Origin of the sequence: Bacillus sp. N5-665, assembly GCF_022637375.2 — a bacterium.
Lineage (GTDB): Bacteria > Bacillota > Bacilli > Bacillales > Bacillaceae_G > Bacillus_A > Bacillus_A wiedmannii.
In genome coordinates this window covers 2,397,695-2,416,477 of sequence record NZ_CP093325.1, presented here as the reverse complement: position 1 = coordinate 2,416,477, position 18,783 = coordinate 2,397,695, and the positions used below count along the sequence as shown (strand labels likewise).

Annotated in this window: 8 protein-coding genes and 1 pseudogene; 3 read left to right on the top strand and 6 right to left on the bottom strand. The window is 29.6% G+C overall.

Annotated features, from left to right (window positions below; all coding sequences use genetic code 11):
- Positions 1-23 precede the first annotated feature (23 nt).
- From MNO09_RS14950 to MNO09_RS31035, 6 genes and pseudogenes are all read right to left on the bottom strand, one after another.
- A complete protein-coding gene (locus MNO09_RS14950; protein ID WP_241950186.1) occupies positions 24-5,948 on the bottom strand; it encodes an ATP-binding protein in 5,925 nt (1,974 codons plus the stop codon).
- A gap of 796 nt (positions 5,949-6,744) precedes the next feature.
- Positions 6,745-7,245 carry a DUF6262 family protein gene (locus MNO09_RS14945; protein WP_241950185.1) on the bottom strand — a complete coding sequence of 167 codons (501 nt, stop codon included), beginning with the start codon at positions 7,243-7,245 and terminating at the stop codon, positions 6,745-6,747.
- A 35-nt stretch (positions 7,246-7,280) separates the two neighbouring features.
- A complete protein-coding gene (locus MNO09_RS14940) occupies positions 7,281-8,906 on the bottom strand; it encodes a tyrosine-type recombinase/integrase (RefSeq protein ID WP_241950184.1) in 1,626 nt (541 codons plus the stop codon).
- The gene (locus tag MNO09_RS14935) at positions 8,878-11,109 is read right to left on the bottom strand and encodes a tyrosine-type recombinase/integrase (protein WP_241950183.1); all 2,232 of its coding nucleotides are present in this window, start codon (positions 11,107-11,109) and stop codon (positions 8,878-8,880) included. Before MNO09_RS14935 ends, MNO09_RS14940 begins: the two co-directional genes overlap by 29 nt.
- Positions 11,110-11,118: 9 nt before the next feature.
- On the bottom strand, positions 11,119-12,270 hold the full coding sequence (locus MNO09_RS14930) for a tyrosine-type recombinase/integrase (RefSeq protein ID WP_241950182.1): 1,152 nt from the start codon (positions 12,268-12,270) through the stop codon (positions 11,119-11,121).
- A 139-nt stretch (positions 12,271-12,409) separates the two neighbouring features.
- Positions 12,410-12,550, bottom strand: a pseudogene (locus MNO09_RS31035) (Y-family DNA polymerase); the annotation flags it as partial.
- A gap of 171 nt (positions 12,551-12,721) precedes the next feature.
- On the opposite strand from MNO09_RS31035, the gene MNO09_RS14925 reads away from it, so the two are divergent.
- The 3 genes from MNO09_RS14925 to MNO09_RS14915 are packed head-to-tail and all read left to right on the top strand — an operon-like array spanning position 12,722 to position 18,777.
- A complete protein-coding gene (locus tag MNO09_RS14925) occupies positions 12,722-14,107 on the top strand; it encodes a hypothetical protein (protein ID WP_098098131.1) in 1,386 nt (461 codons plus the stop codon).
- Positions 14,073-17,042 (top strand): hypothetical protein, encoded by a 2,970-nt coding sequence (locus MNO09_RS14920; RefSeq protein ID WP_098014567.1) that lies wholly within the window; start codon positions 14,073-14,075, stop codon positions 17,040-17,042. The genes MNO09_RS14925 and MNO09_RS14920 overlap by 35 nt, the downstream gene beginning before the upstream one ends.
- Positions 17,043-17,049: 7 nt before the next feature.
- Entirely contained in the window at positions 17,050-18,777 is a 1,728-nt protein-coding gene (locus MNO09_RS14915; protein ID WP_098014568.1) for a tyrosine-type recombinase/integrase, read from the top strand.
- Positions 18,778-18,783 lie beyond the last annotated feature (6 nt).

Sequence of the window (18,783 nt, the reverse complement as noted above, 5' to 3'; positions counted from 1 at the left end):
GGTATCGTTAAATATTACTATTATCAAACTCCAAACTTAGGCATTTCCTCAACATTGTTAGCTAAATAACATGTTAAGTTGTTTTTTTGGATAATCTTATTTATTAACTCCTTGTTACATACCCACCTAGATAAAATTGGTTGTCTAAAGTAACTTTCTTGAAGTAACTTTCTGTGAGGGTATACCAATCGCTCAAAATACATAACTTCATTATCATCTTTATCGACCCAAATTAAAGGGTTATTTTTTAAAGGTTTAATTCCAAATAACTCTCTGAAATATTCAGATGGATAAATCATACAATTTCCATACATAAAAGAAGTGGAACCTACAATTGCGTTCGTTAAACATACTCCTGTTTCAAAAACATCTTCATATTCTATTTCAAATAATTCGTCCATATTTAACATAATGCTCCCTGGATTCAAAGTACGTGTCATGGATCTATCTTTTATTAATATCTGATTAGAAATCATTTTCAATGATTCAGTATAAATTATCCCGTCTTTATGCTCAATTGGATACCATAAACACGCTCCTATAACTGCTTCTTTGTCTTCTATATTTTCAAGTGCTATTTTTTCAAAGAAAGACTTAGAGGTAGACAGAGCATTTTTCTTTAGCAATCCTTTTAATTCTTCTTCAATATCCCAAACTTCGCTATTCGATAGTTTGGGCATTTCTGAAATAACCCAGGTATCATCCATCTGTAAAAGAGATTGAGCTTTGATAGAAACCGGTACATATTTCCATCTACCTTTTTTCTCTTCACCGTATAAAACCTCAGCTTCTGCTTTTATATGATTCAAAGGATAAAGAAAGGAGTCTCCCGGCCTTGAAAAATCCCTACTATTCCCTTTCATCTCATCATCTATATTAAGAGCCAAATTGTTAAGGAAATAAATAAGATCTTCATTGTCATCAAACGTACAGCTTTTCATCACTACTAAAAAATGCCTAATTGAATTACTTATATTTGATTGATTAAATATCGGCGGAATATTATCCGGTATTATATAGTTTTTAGCTTCTGCATTATATTTAATTTTTTCTATTCTCTTTTCTAACACTGCATTATAATTTTGGAGAATTAAATATAATTGAATTACTTTATCAAGTTCATTTGTCTTTAAATATTCTTGTTCAATAATTGGAACTAATTTATAAAACCCTTTTATATTTTGTTGGGACCATCTTTCTGAGAGTTTTAAAATAAATTCTTTTTGACTAAAATCATAAGTAGACCATGCTTCTGAAATATATTCAAATAACTCTGGATACCTTTCCATGAGCAATTGAATTCCTTGTATACTTATCTCAATCCTATGCGCATTTCGCGTTTCAAATTGTTCCATCAATATATTAAGAGCAAACTCTTGAATAGTTTGTGGCTGAGGAAGATTAGTAATAGACTTTTCATAATAATCGAATTCCTCCAACAAATATCCACATCCCGTAATCCAACAATAATGGCACTCTACTTCGTTATCAAAGATTGTTTGCAATAAATCTATTCCTAGTTCATCCAAAACCCATTGAAGAATAGAGTTCATATTGCTACTACAAGTATAATATTGGTCACTATCTCCTAGGGTCATGTAATTATAAGCTGCTAATTCCCATGCAATATTAGCCCCTAAATACCTAATAATCTTCTGAACTATTTTACTACAACCTGAATTTTTCCACGCATAACTCTCCAAACTATTTACCACAATTCCAAAAAATTCATTAGCGATTTGTTCAGACATCATTTCTCGATCACAGATAAGTTGCCATCCTATATCAATATAAGTCCATTTTGACGATTCAAATGATTCATATTTAAGAACTTCAATTAATTCACTATTGGATAGGCCACTCAATTTTTCTATTAGTTCTTTTTTTTCTTGTTCCCTTCTTAATGAATAATCATCTGAACTTTCTTTATATCCAATTTCCTCCATACTAGTAGCTAATGAACTATGATTTTTTGAATTTCTCTCAAAGATTAAATTTATATCTTTAATGCCTAGTTCCTTAGATTTTTGGATACACGTGTTATAAATATTTCGTATACCTCTTCTATCATCTTGATTATACCAAGAGAGAATACCACAACTAAGGTACCAAAGAGTTAAGATTTCATCTACCGTCTTTGCACTGTTTATTAATGTGAGTAATTGATTATATAATAATTCTAATGAAAATCTAAATTCACGATCTTGTTGTCTGAATGACCATATTTCTTTGAATCCACATTTTACGGCTGAATTAGCTACCTCTTTCTGAATTTCAAATGATGCTCTATTACTTCCCTTCATATCAGCCACATATGATAATTTATATAATTTAACTCCCCTAGATTCCCATTGGGAGGGATCCACAATTGAGATTTTTTTATAATATTCTAAAAGAGGCAATAAGGCATATTCATTATGATCAACGTACGCCACTACATCCCATTTTATCTTATTGCTTACTTCATTCATTAATTCTGGAAGCACTATTCCACCATTTTTCATAAAATGATTATGAGTATCGTCAAAACCGCTGCCTTGGAAAAGATTAGATCCGTGGGGACCATATAGCTTACTTATATAATTTCTAACAGTCTCATTTCTATTATTCTTCACTAAAAAGTCTAATATAACATCTTTATAATACATCCCTAATTGGTTTTTATTAAACAAATGTTCTTCAGCTAATTGTATTAAAATATCTATATCAATACACTTGTTAACCCACTCTTCTTTCAAAGATAAAAACAAGAGTAGAATAAACCCTTCTTTAAAGTCAAATGTTCTAACATGTTGAATATCTCCTGCAAAAAAGTTTTCATAACTTTCAAATACCAATTTCTTGTCCAACAATTGTTTTGCTTCTTCATTACATTTTTTAGCTCTTCCTAAGATTATTCCTTGTCTTATTAAAATTTTCAAATAGTCAAAATCACGATTTTGTCTTTCAATAGGGTCTATTAACTTATATATTTCTCCTGTAACTATAGATACATCCATATTCCAGTGCTGATACCCTTTAATAACTGACCATAAAATAACTGTTAAACTTGTTTCATTTGTTATATAAGTAATAGGTTTAATATCGGTATCAGAAACTACATCATCTAGATTAATAACTTGACCAGAATCAATCAAACAAACCATCGCTAAAAGTTTGCTATTCAAATTTAGATTACCATTAATTAGAGGTTTTAAAATCGCATTAAACTCTCTAGTACCATATTTAAATAAAATATTTTGCAAATTTTCTTCGATACATTTATAGGACACTCCGCCATACCTAATTAGTTCAATGGCTTTTTTTATTTCATTCTTTTTTAAAAGACATTCAAAATATATTTCATTAAATTCAATTGAAACATTAATTTCTTCATCTGAATATTCACCTGACTTTATAATCACATAATCACGTTCAAAAATTACTGAGAGTTTCCCCCATCTTTTCATGATATCTTTAACTAAACTGGCATCCCACGTACCCATACTTTCTTCTTGATTTTGTTCCAAAGTTCTTATGAAAATGGGTGGTGTTAAATTCTGCATCCATAAATAAAAAGTTGATTTTGCACGTAAATAAGAAATTTGATCTTTATAATTTATTAAGTCTTCACAAAATACTAGCATGTCACGATATTCATATAAATTCTCTTCTGTTAACATAGGTACATTCATCTCATAACTTTGTAAAACTTTTGAATACGATTTGTCAAGAACCTCATATTTCCGGTCATAATATTCGAAATATTTATGGTGTTGCTGTAATGTATTTATTGCTAAATACACACTGTGAAACAGTTGCCAATCCTTAGAATCTAAAGAAGATTTATAGGCTAAAGATGCATATTCATTTAGCTTCCTTCTTGATATCCCCTCAGCTAAAGAATGAATTACAAATTTTGAATCAAATACTTTTGCAATTAAATCCTCCCGCCCAGCACTTACTAACATTGGTATTAAATTGACTAAACCATCTACGCCTTTATTATGTGCCATATAATATTCAGCTAATTGTAAAGCAATTCTCTTATATTTAGCACCGTCTTTATTAACAGTTGCCATCAAAAATATTCTAAAATCATTATGGTATAATGCATATTCATTTTGATTATCAATTTTTTGAATTAATGGATAGAGTGAATCTAGTAATTCTTCCCAGTCTTCTTTAAGAAAATTAAATTTGATTGCTTCACTTAGCATTGCTGCATCCAATCTTCCATTTAATAAAATAATTGCACTAGCAACAACTGTATCTGGAAAAGCAAATCCCGTTCCCATTGCATTCAAACGCTTTGATACATGTTTCCAGATATATGTATAATAGTTAGTAATATTGCTATTGATGTGCTTTTCATCTAAAATTCCACTTAATTCATCAATATTATTGCAATTTCTTGCTTCTTCTATAGCAAAAACTACAGATAAGTTATTCCCTTTAGTTTTTGCAAATATAAATTCTGCTAAGACATCAATACTTACCTTATAATTTAAATTTTTTTCCAGGATCAAATCTTTGATATCTACTATTGTTAAAGGAGGTACTGAATAATGTTCAATACCTGATGTTTTATTTTTAATCCACAAAGGGTATTTATCATACATATCTGCTGGCTGTCCCACTATCACTATGCAAACTCCTTCTGGAATTTCAGAAGGATTAAATAAAGAGTTTAAAAATGTCACTTCCATACTAGACCTTGCGGCATGGTCTATACCATCAATACATAAAATCGTTTTTTCATTTGTTTTTTTATATAATAATTCGGATAAACGCAGTACTTCACTACGCATTTGTTCAACAGTACATAGGGCATTAACAACTGGAATATTATATTTATGTAGCTGGTTTTTAAAGTATATTCTTAATTGGATTAATAAGTCATTCCATAGTGACCTCGCTGTGCATAAACCTTCATCTGAGTTATAAAATTTCTGTTCAGGTGATATAGGTTTAAAAGTATGGTATCTTGCAGTAAATAAATTGTGATTTAATTGTAAATAACTTATTAAACTAGTTTTTCCGCTTCCAGGCTCTCCTGAAATAAACACAACTCGTTTATCTGTATTTTTTAAATTATAAATTAAATCGCCACAAAATTTTTTCCTACTTTCAAAAAAAGGATTAGGATAAGGTAATTTATGTTCACCATGTTCCAGGTCATTTTCAATTGACATTACATTAAATACATCTTCTAGAGTCACTTTAACATTTTCTCTTCTAGTAGTTGTCCATATTCTTAGATTTGAGCATAATTTATCAAATAAATTCTTAGCTACAACATAATCACACTTAAATACTTTTTGTAGAGACTCCAACATATTCTTTTCTAAATCATCTAAAGAGCCTTCATTTGACCTTATCTGTAATGCTTTAATAAACCGTAAAACTTGAGAATCATCTTCTCCAATTGCATCTCTAAATTCCATAAATTGCAATTTCAGATTTTCCTCAGCAACGAGTTTGCCCATCTCTTCCAAAGACAAGCTTTGATTTAAAAAAGTTTGAATTTGTTTTATAAATTTAGCTAATGGAATAGCAGTATACTCTTTATTACCAAAATTTCTTTTTTGCTGCCTTACTCCCAATCCTCTATTCGTATATAAAACAGGAATAATTTCTTTTCCTTCAAGCTCCTCCGCCTCTTTCCAGCCCTTAGCTAATGCAGTTATTAAGCTCTCCTTTATCTTCACATTTCCTTTTTGGGTTGATTCGATAAGCTTATGAAAGGTTAAATTACTTTTACCAACATTCCCTATTTCATGTTTGACTTGGTAACAAACTTCCTGTTTATTTTCAAATCCAACAATGACATCATCTATTGTATTATGCACATCCGATTGAAACATCACATAGGAAATACCGTTATCTGGATTTATCATTTTTATAATTTGTTCTAATCCTACATACCATTCATACCAATATGGATCTCCTATTCCTGGTGTAGACATTATTCCATTCCCCACTTTTCAATTTAAATTATTTAATGTTTTTTTCTCCTACTTGTAATATATTTAGAGAAAAATGTCTAATTTATCAATTCCTATACTTTGCACTTCATTACGTTTTTTCAAAAAAATCGTATTAAATAAATTAGCAAATATGAAACTGATTAAAATATTGTAGGCTCTCCATCATCATTCTCTCTAAATTAAAGTAGACATATCATTAAAGTTAATTCTTACATTATCTGTGTTATCTCTAAGTTTTTGAATATCAAGGTTTATACATCACCTCCAAAAACTTAGGTACATATTAAATATTATCATATTCAAAGTGAAAATCCCCTTTTTCATACCATACCGAGCCTTATATCACCTATATTGATAGGAGCATATTTTCAAACAAAACTTTACTTTTTAATTAGGATACCCTCTCTAATAAGGGGAAATAGACTCTTAATAATTGGGATAACAATGGATATTACTAGAATAGTTATCCTATCGACAATAAATTTAATTTATGTTTACACTTCAGAATATTCGATTCCAAGTAATCATGTGTTCTTTCTATTCATTACTAAATAACGATTTTATCGATTTCCTTAAACTTTTAAACGCAGCAAACATATAATATTCTATCACGCATATAGACCTCCTTTTTCATTACAATAAAATATTTGTGTTCTTAAAATACTTTTTACCTTTATTAAGTACCGTATATATATTAGCAAAAGAGTGATCAAAATTCACACTAAATCCATTAAAATTACATATTTAAACAATTCATTTATTTGTTAATAATAATCTATTTAGTAACTTGATCGTCTAATAATTCATTAACCTCTATTCCACGAACATGAAGTACCCTTAATAATTTTAAATATTTGTATAAAAGTTTTTCATTTTCTTTCTTTTGCTCCTCATACTCATTTATAAAAACTCGACTTCTCGATATTTCCAGTTCTAATTTCTCCTGTAAATTAAGCATCTTTGTTGTTGCTTTTTCTAACTTTTTATTGATGCGTTGCACCTCTTTTTCTAATTCTACGATTTCTCTATTATATTGCATTTTACTTATCATTTTATCTGAATGAGAAACTGGCCCTATCCACTGCTGATCCCATATCGTTCTTAAATGCGGTTTATAAATAGCCGTTTTACTTAATCCTGTCATTTCTATAATTTTTTCAGGTCGAATAATCACACCTTCCCCTTCTAAATCTTTTAAAGTCTGAATAGCCCACTTTACTTTTTCAATGGATTCTTTCCGTTTTTTCTCTTGATATTGCATAAGACCTGTATTCATTTTATTCCCCTCTATCTTTCAGCAAATTTTATATTTTATTTATCTACAATATCTGTTTGATACTGCTCCATACCTTTTTCACATATCTTAATTATCCGTTCTAAATAGCTAACATTTCGTATGGCATTTTCTAACTGAGAGGCTCTTCTTGTATCCGTACCAATTCTTTCTATTACAGCTTGCCAGTATTCATATTCTTTTTTGTAATCATCATAATAATCGGCTCTTGGAATAAACCATTCACATGCATAGCATTCAAAAAGTATAGAAGTTCCTTTAGGATTACATCCCGATATATCGCCGCATATTCCAACACCTTTTTTACCATTTGCTTCCCATGTTAAATATTTTTTTAAATCCTTTGATAAAAATTTTATTGTTTGGGGATCAAGATTCATAATTCTTCCTTTAAATGATACCGCATTATTTTCTATGCCTTTTAGTTCCCCTATATTTAAATGGACTTCTTTTTGTCTCTCTTTTAATTGATGTAAATAATGAGATGGCATGTTAATATTTTTATGTCCCGTTAACTTGACTATTTGCTCCATTGTGTAACCAACTTGATACATTCTATCTGTAACTGCATTATGTCTAAACTGGTGCGAAGTTACAGTATATGGATTTCCATTTTCATCAACAATTCCAATAATTGTAGCCAGACTTTTTAAGTACCTATTCATTGCAATATTGTCTAAATTTCTTACAAATTTATATCTCTTATCATATCTAATATCCACACTACCATTACCATCATTATGTAGTGTCAGATATCTTCCAATGAACAAATAATCTTTTTGGTCTCCATCATTTAAATGATAATTTTTCAACAGTTTTTCAGTTTGTAATTTTAATTGTTTGATTAGATCCACCACAAATTTACCATGCCCATAATAGATAACAGGAATCGCTTTCATTTCAGGATTATAATACCCGCCATTTTGCTTAAACGTAGGAATACTAATTGTATATTCATTATAAAAAGCTTTTAAACACTCCCTTTTCATACTTAATATTTCAGTTCCTCTGTTTGGAAATGATCTTATTAACCAGTAAAATGTACGGAATTCTAAAGGAATATTAACATTCATATTCTTCATTGCTCTATCCATCATTTGAATAGCATTAAGAGGAACAATCCTATTTTTTGGATTATGAACTTGTTTAAAAGGATTTATAGATTTCGTCGGGACAGTATGAGGTAGTTCCGGAAACCCTTTAAGACTTTTAAAAAAATCACTAATTGCTCTATAGAGTGCACTTTTATGATTTGGCTTGTAATTATTATCAATACTAATTGCATATTCATATGCATTAATAATATCTTTACGTATATTTCTCAAAGAAACTCCTGGATAGTTTTCATGTAAAAAATCTATAAAAACTGCAATATAATATACTTTTTGCTGAATACCAAAAACAGAATGAGTTTTAATCAATGCATAATACTTTAATAAACTTTTATAAGGCTCATTGAACTTATGAAATCTTACTACATAGTATAATTTTGCTCTTGAATCTCTATGTTTATGACGGTAATACCAAACATCATCTGCAAAATCAAAATCTCCTAATTGTGGGATTTTATCTATAAGTCTTCGTCTTAGGGTACCATCATATAATGGATCTATACTAGTTATGGAGATACTGTTTTTGTTCATCTTCTGATAACCTCTCTTTTATAAACTTTTCTAGTTTCTGAACTGTATCATCATATGTTTTTAATAAACTTATCTCCGCTTGATATTCTCTATAATCTTTCCAATCACCAATATTATTTTCAATCATAACTTTTTCCCATTCATCTAAATAGCTTTGTTGTTCGCTATATAGCTTTTTCCACATTGCCAACTTTTGGGGACCAGTTATCAACATCTTGCATCCTACACATTTTTTCTTATGACATGGACCAAATGAGACATGTTTTATACAAGTTCCGTGTCCTTCAGGTGTACTTCTAGATCCCATCATAATTTCATCCTTTAAATTTTTTAGTTCTGATGGACTATATATATTCTTAATATCTGAATCTAAATTATCGAACGCAACATTGAAATATTCAGCATCTAATTTCGCAATTTTCATAAGTTCAATGTCATGATAATGTTTCATAGTAGCTTTTGAATCTAAATGAGTTAACCAATCACTGACCTCTTCTACTGTTGCACCATTTGTGAATAAATTAACTGCTACAGTTTTTCTACATTGATGATGAGTATATTTCCATAATAAACCATCCCGATCGCGTATACTGTATTTATGAATTAATTTATTAATCGCTCGCGCTATTTCTGCACCAGAATACAGTTTGATTCCCTTTTTTGTATTCTTTAAAAATATCCTATTTTCTCCACTAATTTTTCTTAATCCTCTTGTATCTTCAATTTGCTGATTAATAATTTTTATCAAATTCGCATCACTAATAGGAAGATAATGATAATCTTCAAGACCATGCTTTCTTCTGTACTTTAAAGTCTTATGTGGAATAAATTTAAGATAATAAATTTTATCTTTAATGTCATAAATAAGGCACTCTTTTTTTAAATTAATAACTTCATTAATTCTAATTCCGGTGTTCATCATAATAGTCCATGCATATTGCACAAATGGAGCTAGCTCACTTAATTTTTCTTTTAATGCATTTATAACTTCTTCAGGGATATAGGTAACGCTTTCAGAAAATGCATCCACGTTATGTAAAATCATTGCCCTAAAAGGATTTTCTATATAATTTTTTTCTTTCTTTTTAACTATCCAATCAAATAATAGTCTACATTCAGAAATACAGCTTTGTATTGTTTTAATATTATAGTTCATGCCTGTTTTGCTATGGATTTTTTGTAAAATATCAATAATTTGCTGCACTTGAATTACATCTACATCTAATAAGGATGAGTATTTATTGTATTGCATTTTATGCAATGCAGCTCCTAACATTTGAATATTCCTAAATCTTCTAGCAACTCCCCTTACATTCTCTCCCATTTGTATATAACTATGTATATATTCTTTCAACTCTACTTTTACTATACCGTGTAAAAATGTCCAATCCAATTTTCTAATCATTGGAATTTGTATATTTATATCAACAATTAGCCAAATATCATCAGAGAAAGAATATCTGTGTGTTTTCAATTTTTCTATTAAATAAGATTCTAGTTGTTGAAATATTGGTTGCATAAAATATCGAAAATCTATATTGTTCATAACAAGTACATTAATATCACTAATTCCTAATGCAAAAACTCCAAACTTTTTTCTATTAAAACATAAGTGTTCATTTATATATGCCTTTCCAATTCGAATTAGATAATTAGAACAAACTTCTTTCAAGTCAGTGTATAAAAGTTGTCTTCTCATATAATCTGGAAATGAATTTAAAATCCTTTTAATACCTTTTATTCGTAGATCAACTAAGGCATTTTTTAAATCATTTTTTAGTTGAGCATAAAATCCTTCTACACTTTCTTTTATAATATAATGCTGGTTTCCAGTATAGATATATTCTTCAATTAAAAATCCAATAATTCCTTGCTTACTAATCACCTTTTCCTTGAAATAAAAATCCTTACAAACCTCCTTCAAGAGAGCTGAAAATTCATTATAAAAAACCTTTTCTGCAATCTTCAATACATTATTTGCTAGTAATGGACTCCTCCTTATGACACATTTAAATAAATTTATATCGGTGCTTTTCAATGCATACTCTACATCATCCACTAGAACCTCCAGACACTCCATAGGGATAAAATCTGGATTATCTACATATAATTTTTTTGACCAATACAGTTTAATTTCAGAACCGTTAATTTCGTAAATCCCCTGTGCTGGTGATATGTCTCTTAGTACTTTTACATTAGCCATTGTTCACTCCTATTCATCACTCTGATTGACCACTATAGTTTTAATCTTATCCATTACTTTTTTTCTCTGCTTCTTCGTGTATCCTTTCTCATATACTTTTAAACTTCTCACACTAGACCAACCTAATTCTTCTAATATTAACCCCTCTGTCACACCTAATTCTGGATGTTCTCTCATAATCTCAACTAATTCTTGGGCTCTGGTGCTTCTTCCACTATGTGTTCTAATTTCAGAACGTTCCATACCAGCTTTTTCAGCAGCATTTTTTAAAATGTGTAAGAAGTTACGTGCTTTTAATGGTTCTCCTTTATACTTTCCTTTATGATTTAAAAATAAATATTCACTATAGTAAACATCTGATTTTCTCCTTTCATTTTCTTTGTATATTTGTATTTGTTCAGAAAGGGTTTCATAAATTGGTACCTCTCTTTCTTTTGTTTTCGCTTTAGCATAATTTTTAATATTGTCTCTTTTTATTATTGAAAGCCAATTATTATGAGAATCAAAATCCTCTAATCTTAAACCCAATATTTCACCAATTCTCATACCAGTTTCGATACTAATTTGGAAAATAAGTTTATCTCGTGCAGTTGGTAAATAATTAGAAATAATTTCTTTTTCTTCTTCGCTGTACCACTTTAGATGATTTCTTTTTTGCTTGTAAGTTAATCTACTCAAAATTGTCTTTTCTACATCAAACTCCCATATCTGTCCGTATAAAAATTTTGTTTCTTTAAATTTAGTATTTTTTATATCGCTATTTCCGTAGAGAATAGGATTATGAATAATTTTCATATTGTCCTCTAGCCAGTAATAAAAGCCTTTTAGAACACTAATGTTCATCTTCACGGCTGTGTAAGTCATATTCGTATCAACATTTAAAACTTTCTCGTTTAATCCTAAAAGATGCTTCACATATTCTTCTATGACTCCCTTTCTAGTCACATTTTTATAATGGATATTCCTCTCTTTTAAATATCTAAGATATTGTAATAAAGCATAAGCATATCTCTCTCCTGTTAAATAGCTATTTATTGAAACAAAATCAAGCCATAAACATACTTCTGGTACAGGAATACCATCCTCCACAATTAAATATCTTAGAATCTCTCCATTACTAGCTTTTTTTACTTTTAATCCATACGTATTTTCATGCTTCATCCTACAATTCTCACCTCATTTTCTGGATTTATTAATAGTGTACTGGAATTCTTTTAGTACACCATTAAAACACATTCTTTCTAAGCCATAAACGAAAAAAGTAAACCATTTTCTTTGGTTTACTTTAATATAACAGAACATCTATACTGTATTGGTGAAAATCCTCAATAGGAACGTATTGTAAAGCCAATTTTGTTATATAATTGGAGCATTTAATATAAGCCCCCATAATTGGATTTACGACAAGAATGTCTTTTCTGCGAGGAATCTCGTATAACCTTTTATGTGGGTGATTTCGCTAATAATTAAAATTTAAAATAAATATTCTGAATTATATGTTGATTAGCAGATAATTTACAGATAAACTTAATTTATCTCAAGATGATATTTTAAGAGATTAATCAATTAGGAGGACTTTAAGCATTGGTTAGATTACTAAAGGAGGATGCTATTGGATCCGAATAATAGAAATATCAAGTTCAGTGTGAAGAAAGCATGTGTCGATATTGGAAATGACTATCAAGTGGAGTATGCAACTATAGTTGTTGAAGACACTAAGACTAAGTTTTTTAGAGTTCACCCTACAACCAATTTTATTAAACAACGCTATGGGAAAACAGATCACAATTTTAACTCGCAAAAAAGAGCTGCTGATGTCATTGTACAGTTCTTAAATTGGCTATTAATTGAAAAATACAGTACTTATCAAATAAATTCTTTAAAACAACTTACCTTATCACATGGTGTTGATTTCTTGAATTATTTAAAAACCACTAAATATAAAAAAAAGAAAGATAGAAATAGCGTATACAGGTCTAGAGGGACTTTAGAACATGCAGATCTGTACTTAAGATATTTTTTAAAATTCTTAAAAGATCAACACATCCTTCAAGGTGCATTAGCAGATGTTATTGAAAAACATACATACAAAGCAAATAATAAAGAAATAATTAGCTCTATTTTTATTGGAAATGGTTTTTCACTCCCAGCAAAAAACGTTACAAGACATGAATTTAAACTAGAGCACTTCCCTCACCCCAAATTAATTACTTTATTATTAGAAGTATCTGATTTGGTAGCGCCAGAAATTTCTTTTGGGATTTATCTACAAATATTTGGTGGATTACGCAGAGGTGAAGTTGTTAATATCTTACGAAGTGACCTTCGCGAAATCGGTCCTAATGGAGAACATGGTTTATCTGTTAGGATAGGCTACAAACCTTATATATGGGAAAGATTAAATGATATTTCATCTTGCTCAGTTAAAAGAAATACTAAACTTTTCCCTATACAACCCATTCAAGTTATCCCAACTATTTCAGTCCCTATTTTAAAAAGTTTGAAGATACGATTAGAAACGTTACAAAAATCGAACAGACATAATGCGCTATTTGTTGATAATAATGGTAATCCAATGAGTGGTGATACTTATGATGCTCGTTTTAATAAAGTTAAGCGTAAATTTTTAATGACTGTAAAAAAGAAAATGCCTGCTTATTTCTCTCTACTTTCATCTAATACCTGGGGGACGCATATTGGTCGACGAATATATACTAATCTGATGGCAAAGATCGTTAAAAGTCCAGCTGAGTTAGCTATTCTTCGAGGAGATAAAAGTCTTGAATCTGCCCTTGTTTATATGAGCAAAGAAGCAATTCGTGAAGAAATACAAGAAGGGTTACAACAGATGTATCAAGAGAACATGAACACCAACGATAATTTAGATGAAGAAGCAATTAGTTTAGCACAGCAATATAACAATAATTTTATAAATTCCATTTTAAGAGAGGGTGCTGTAAATTTTGAGTCGATTACTAATACAGAAAGAAGTTATTGAGTTAACTGGTTTCAGTGCAGATAAAGTTAGACGGTTAGCAGAATTAAACCTAATTAAGTTTAACGGAAAATATTATCAGCAAGATTCCATACTACAATACTTAGATTATGAAAAAGGAATAATTGATACTTCTTTCAACATCAATGATTTTACAAAATTTGTACAGATACCGAAGTATACCGGCATTCAGAATCTTCAATCGCATTTCCCTGAAGAATTTCACCTTCTTGAAATAATAAAATTAACTTTTCCGATCAACGGAAAGTATATTTTCATCACAAAAGAATCTTCCCTCACCTTTAGAAATACTTTAGATAAAAAAAGATTACTATTTTCTACTCATATTTCCACAAAAGAAGCTAATAAAAGATATGGTTTTGGATTTGCTAGAATTAAATATTATACAAAAATCAAAAAATTAAATCCTATTATAGCTCCTCCTAATATTAGTGAACGCGGCTTGTATTATCCTATCGAAGAACTAGAAGCAGTCGCCGCAGAAGAACAGACCTTTTTAGAAGAGCATTATTCAGTTTCTGCAGTAAAAAAAATGCTTGGATACGCTGAAAGTAGCTTATGTTCAATTATGGCTCTAGTTGAAGAAGGGTTTTTAACCTTTCGGAAAACGGAATATGGAATAATTAATGAAAACGCTGGCCACAATACATTTTGGATAACAAAAGAGTCTGTTCATTCATTTTTAGATTTATTGGAAAATAAGTATTTGAAGCTAGAGCATATAGAGAATAAGTTAAAACTTTCACACATACATTTACTTTCGGTTTTTTCAAACAATGACAAGCTCATTATAAGTAAACAAATATACATAAAAAAAGAAAAAGCATTTAAACTTTTAGAAAGATATGACTTAAAAAGTATAGAAGAGGCTTACTCTCCGAATCCCAATATCCCTTCTACTATCTATGACTACTATACTTTAAAAGGTATCGCATCTCTTTCCTCAAGAACAGAAAAAACCTTATATAAACTGCTGCAAAAATCTGAATATAAGAACCTTTTTAAAGATTATATAGAACCAATTAATCAAGAAAAGTTTTGGAAAATCAGCAAAAAAGAAGTCGATAATTACTTAAAAGAAATAATAAAACTGAGAGAAAAATATTATACACGCGCTGAATTATTAAAAAAATTACAGTTACCAAATAACTTTCAATACATCCCTATCTCTTCTATAAAGGTACCGTTGCATATGAAGTTTTTCACCAATATTTTAAGTAGTTATCTATATGATAAACAAGAAGCACAACTTTTTTTAGATAGCCCAGAACTATCTCACCTTATTTTTAAACAATCGCACCTTAGCCTTAGCGATTATATAAAATCATTTATTGATTTAAGAAAATTTCCTGAAAGCCTTAAAGAAACCGCAGATCTCTTAAAGTCTTTTACTGAGCAAAATCTTTCAGCAAAACAAGCTAACCCTGATACATTAAACAGTTATAAAAGAGAATATCTAATTGCGATAGAATATTTAATTAAATATCCCCTCAAAAAAGAACTCTATCTTTTCAATAATACTGAAGTACAGTTATTTATTGAGAAATGCTCCTCAACACATCATAAAACCTGTTTATGGAGGATCTTAACTTTTATAGAAAAAGAAAGATTATGTAGATATTCACTAAAAAAGTTACCCAATCCACGTAAACAAAGGCTTAAAAAAGAACAAGAAAAACTTTGTTTTGATGATTGGCTAGAAATTTATAAGTATGCACAGAAAATCGATGCACACTTACATCAAGCTATTATTGATAAACAGTATGCAAATTTATGGTTATTCGTCATAATACTCTTAACTAACGCTTGGAGACCTAGTGATGTTTTTCGAATACCCCCTATCCAGCCTGAAATTATTGGTATCCCTAACATTGATTGGCTTACGCATCATAAAATTACTAAACCTAAGGCACAAAAAATTATAAATATTATCCGTAGTTATAATTTAGTTACAGCTAAAAACGGAATGCCTAGGGATTTCACATGCAATCTTGACCTACTTGAACCAATGGTAACTGCATTGTGTATTTGTGAATTTCATAGACGGAAGTCTAATATTCCAACAATAATGGACTTTACGACCGAAAGAAAAAAGAAGAATACTATTAAAGGGAGTGATTTTAATCATTTTTTTGGAAGAAATATGAATCTAAAACACATTAAATTTTCTCCTTTAATCGCTAACCGTTCATTGATGGAACATTTATTTTATTCTATTCAAGAGAAAAAAGGGAAAGGTAATTCAGCATTTGAACTAGTGATGAAATTACGTAAACATAAAACTGAAGTTACAAAGGAATACATAAGTGATGGAGGAAATACAATCTCTCTCCACTTATTTTCTCGAGGAGAATTTGGCTTTTTATATGACCATTTAATTGAACTTCTTACAGATAAGCGTGAAAGTACGTTATCCCAAAGAACACTAGACATTTGCCAACTCAAACGATTTTTCGAACCATTTGAGGTTGAAAATTTTTCTTATTTTTTATCTAAAGTAATGAACGATGAAGAACAAAATTTAATGGATAAACTCTTATCCTTAACCCCAGATCAAGCATTTGAACACATGCGAAAAATGTATTTAGGACATATGCCATCAAAAAACTTAGATGCACAATGTTTAATTTATCCTAATTGTCATAGACCATCTAACATGTTTAGTTGTAATCAATGTCCCTTTGCAGTGCATAACGTTTATGCACTAACCTCCATATTCAATGAATTTGATGATAGCATTCAAAGGTATAAAAATACAAACAAAAATGGAGTAAAACAAAGAGAACAAAATACTATTTTTAAATTACAACACCTTCTTATTAAAGCAATAGAAAAATTTGGTGAGGACTATGTATTTAGTTTTTATACTGGCGGAGAAAATGTCTTTGTACAGCAATTAACCCTTATAGAGGAGTGATCTTTTCTTGTCACAAATGAAAATTCAAGGTAACTTATATGGAATTAATTATCCTCAGGAATTTTCGGAGGATGAGTTTCTAAAAGAGCATTCAATTGAAAATGCAAAAGAAATTATTGCAGAACTTACTTTAAACAAAGTTTTTTTAGATGGAAAATTCGATGATGATTCCTGGGTTTTAATAAATAACAAAGAACTAAATATACGTAAATATTTTAATTTTCAGGACATCTTGGATACTGAAATTAAAATTAAAGCCAAGTGTTGGATTTTAAATTATTTACTGACAGTAGCACCTAGTTCTGCAACAGTGTATTTAAATAACTTAAAAAATTTTTTGCTTCTTACAAATTATTTATCATGCCTTGATATCGATGAAATAGAAGCTTCTTTAAATGAATTTAAATTATCAGTTCGATACAACGTTTTAATTTCCGGAATAAATTTCCTGGACTATATATATGGTAGTCAAGTAACTAAATCTAAAATAGAATTATTTTCAAATCAATTACGGTCAATAGTATCTAAGTTTTTCTTTTCTAACACCAGAGACCTCCCCCCTTATAAAGACATTATCAGGTTTAGTTTTATCCTTACTTCATTCACTAACGTTTGGGATGAAAAATTAGAACTGAAGTTTTTTCCAGTTTTATTGTGGTGGAAATTAACATCTGTTATACCAATGAGACCTTCTGAGTTTTGTTCTATTAAAAGAAACTGCCTATCTATTCAAGGTAATGATTTTTTTATAACTTTGCCTAGACAAAAACAAAAAGCTACATCAAAAACTTTTGAAGTACCTAATACCCTACCGATTTCTAAAGAGCTCTACAATCTCATAGAACGCTATATTCACATTTCAGATTCGTACGGTGAAACAACCACTCTTATATCAGCTACTGTATATCGTAGTACATTAAACTATCCTACACAATCAAAACGTAGGATATTAAATCAAAACCATTTTGTTCTTTATATGTTTAATAATTTACTACATGCTTTTTATTCTGAAGTTTTAAAGGGTATATATGGTCTGGAACCAATAGACAAATCAAAGTGGCTAAAAGAAAAAAATAACGTAATAAAATTAAGATCTAATGATGGTTTGAGTGAATTTACTGCTGAGAAACAAATTATCAAAATCCAACCGAATGACACAAGACATTTTGCAATTTGTAGTATGATGATTCAAGGATTTAATCCATTAACTATTGCACGTATGGCTGGTCATCAACATATTGAATCACAATACCACTATCAAAAACATATTGAATTTTTTATAGATTCCAAAGCGTATGAAGCAACATTATTAAATCGCTTAACAAATTCATCTAGGGATACAAACTATAACTCCTCGCTTGTAATAAAGGATTTAATTTGCAGGTCCTTAGCTCCTGAGGAAATGTTTGAGTATAAAGAGGAAGTCGAAATTGGCTATTGCACAGATGAATTAAGACGATGTGAATCTAGAATTTGCATTTTCTGCTCTAAAAATTGGATCCCTCGTGAAGAAATAGAAAGTAATTTTAAAGAAATTGTTGAATTAAAAACTGAATACAGCAAAAAACTAAAAATTAGAGCACAAACACTATCCAGAATTTATAAAGATATTAAAATAGAATATAAATCTTGTAGAGTAAATCCTTTAGAACTAGCTGAACTGGCTAGAGAGTCTAAATTAACAAACAGTGAAATTCATGATTATGCTGTGCTGATTTCAAAAATTTTCGAATAAAAGGTG

Coding starts and splice junctions, on each gene's coding strand:
- MNO09_RS14930 (WP_241950182.1), bottom strand. CDS start 12,270: ATGAAGCATGAAAATACGTATGGATTAAAAGTAAAAAAAGCTAGTAAT.
- MNO09_RS14945 (WP_241950185.1), bottom strand. CDS start 7,245: ATGAATACAGGTCTTATGCAATATCAAGAGAAAAAACGGAAAGAATCC.
- MNO09_RS14935 (WP_241950183.1), bottom strand. CDS start 11,109: ATGGCTAATGTAAAAGTACTAAGAGACATATCACCAGCACAGGGGATT.
- MNO09_RS14940 (WP_241950184.1), bottom strand. CDS start 8,906: ATGAACAAAAACAGTATCTCCATAACTAGTATAGATCCATTATATGAT.
- MNO09_RS14950 (WP_241950186.1), bottom strand. CDS start 5,948: ATGTCTACACCAGGAATAGGAGATCCATATTGGTATGAATGGTATGTA.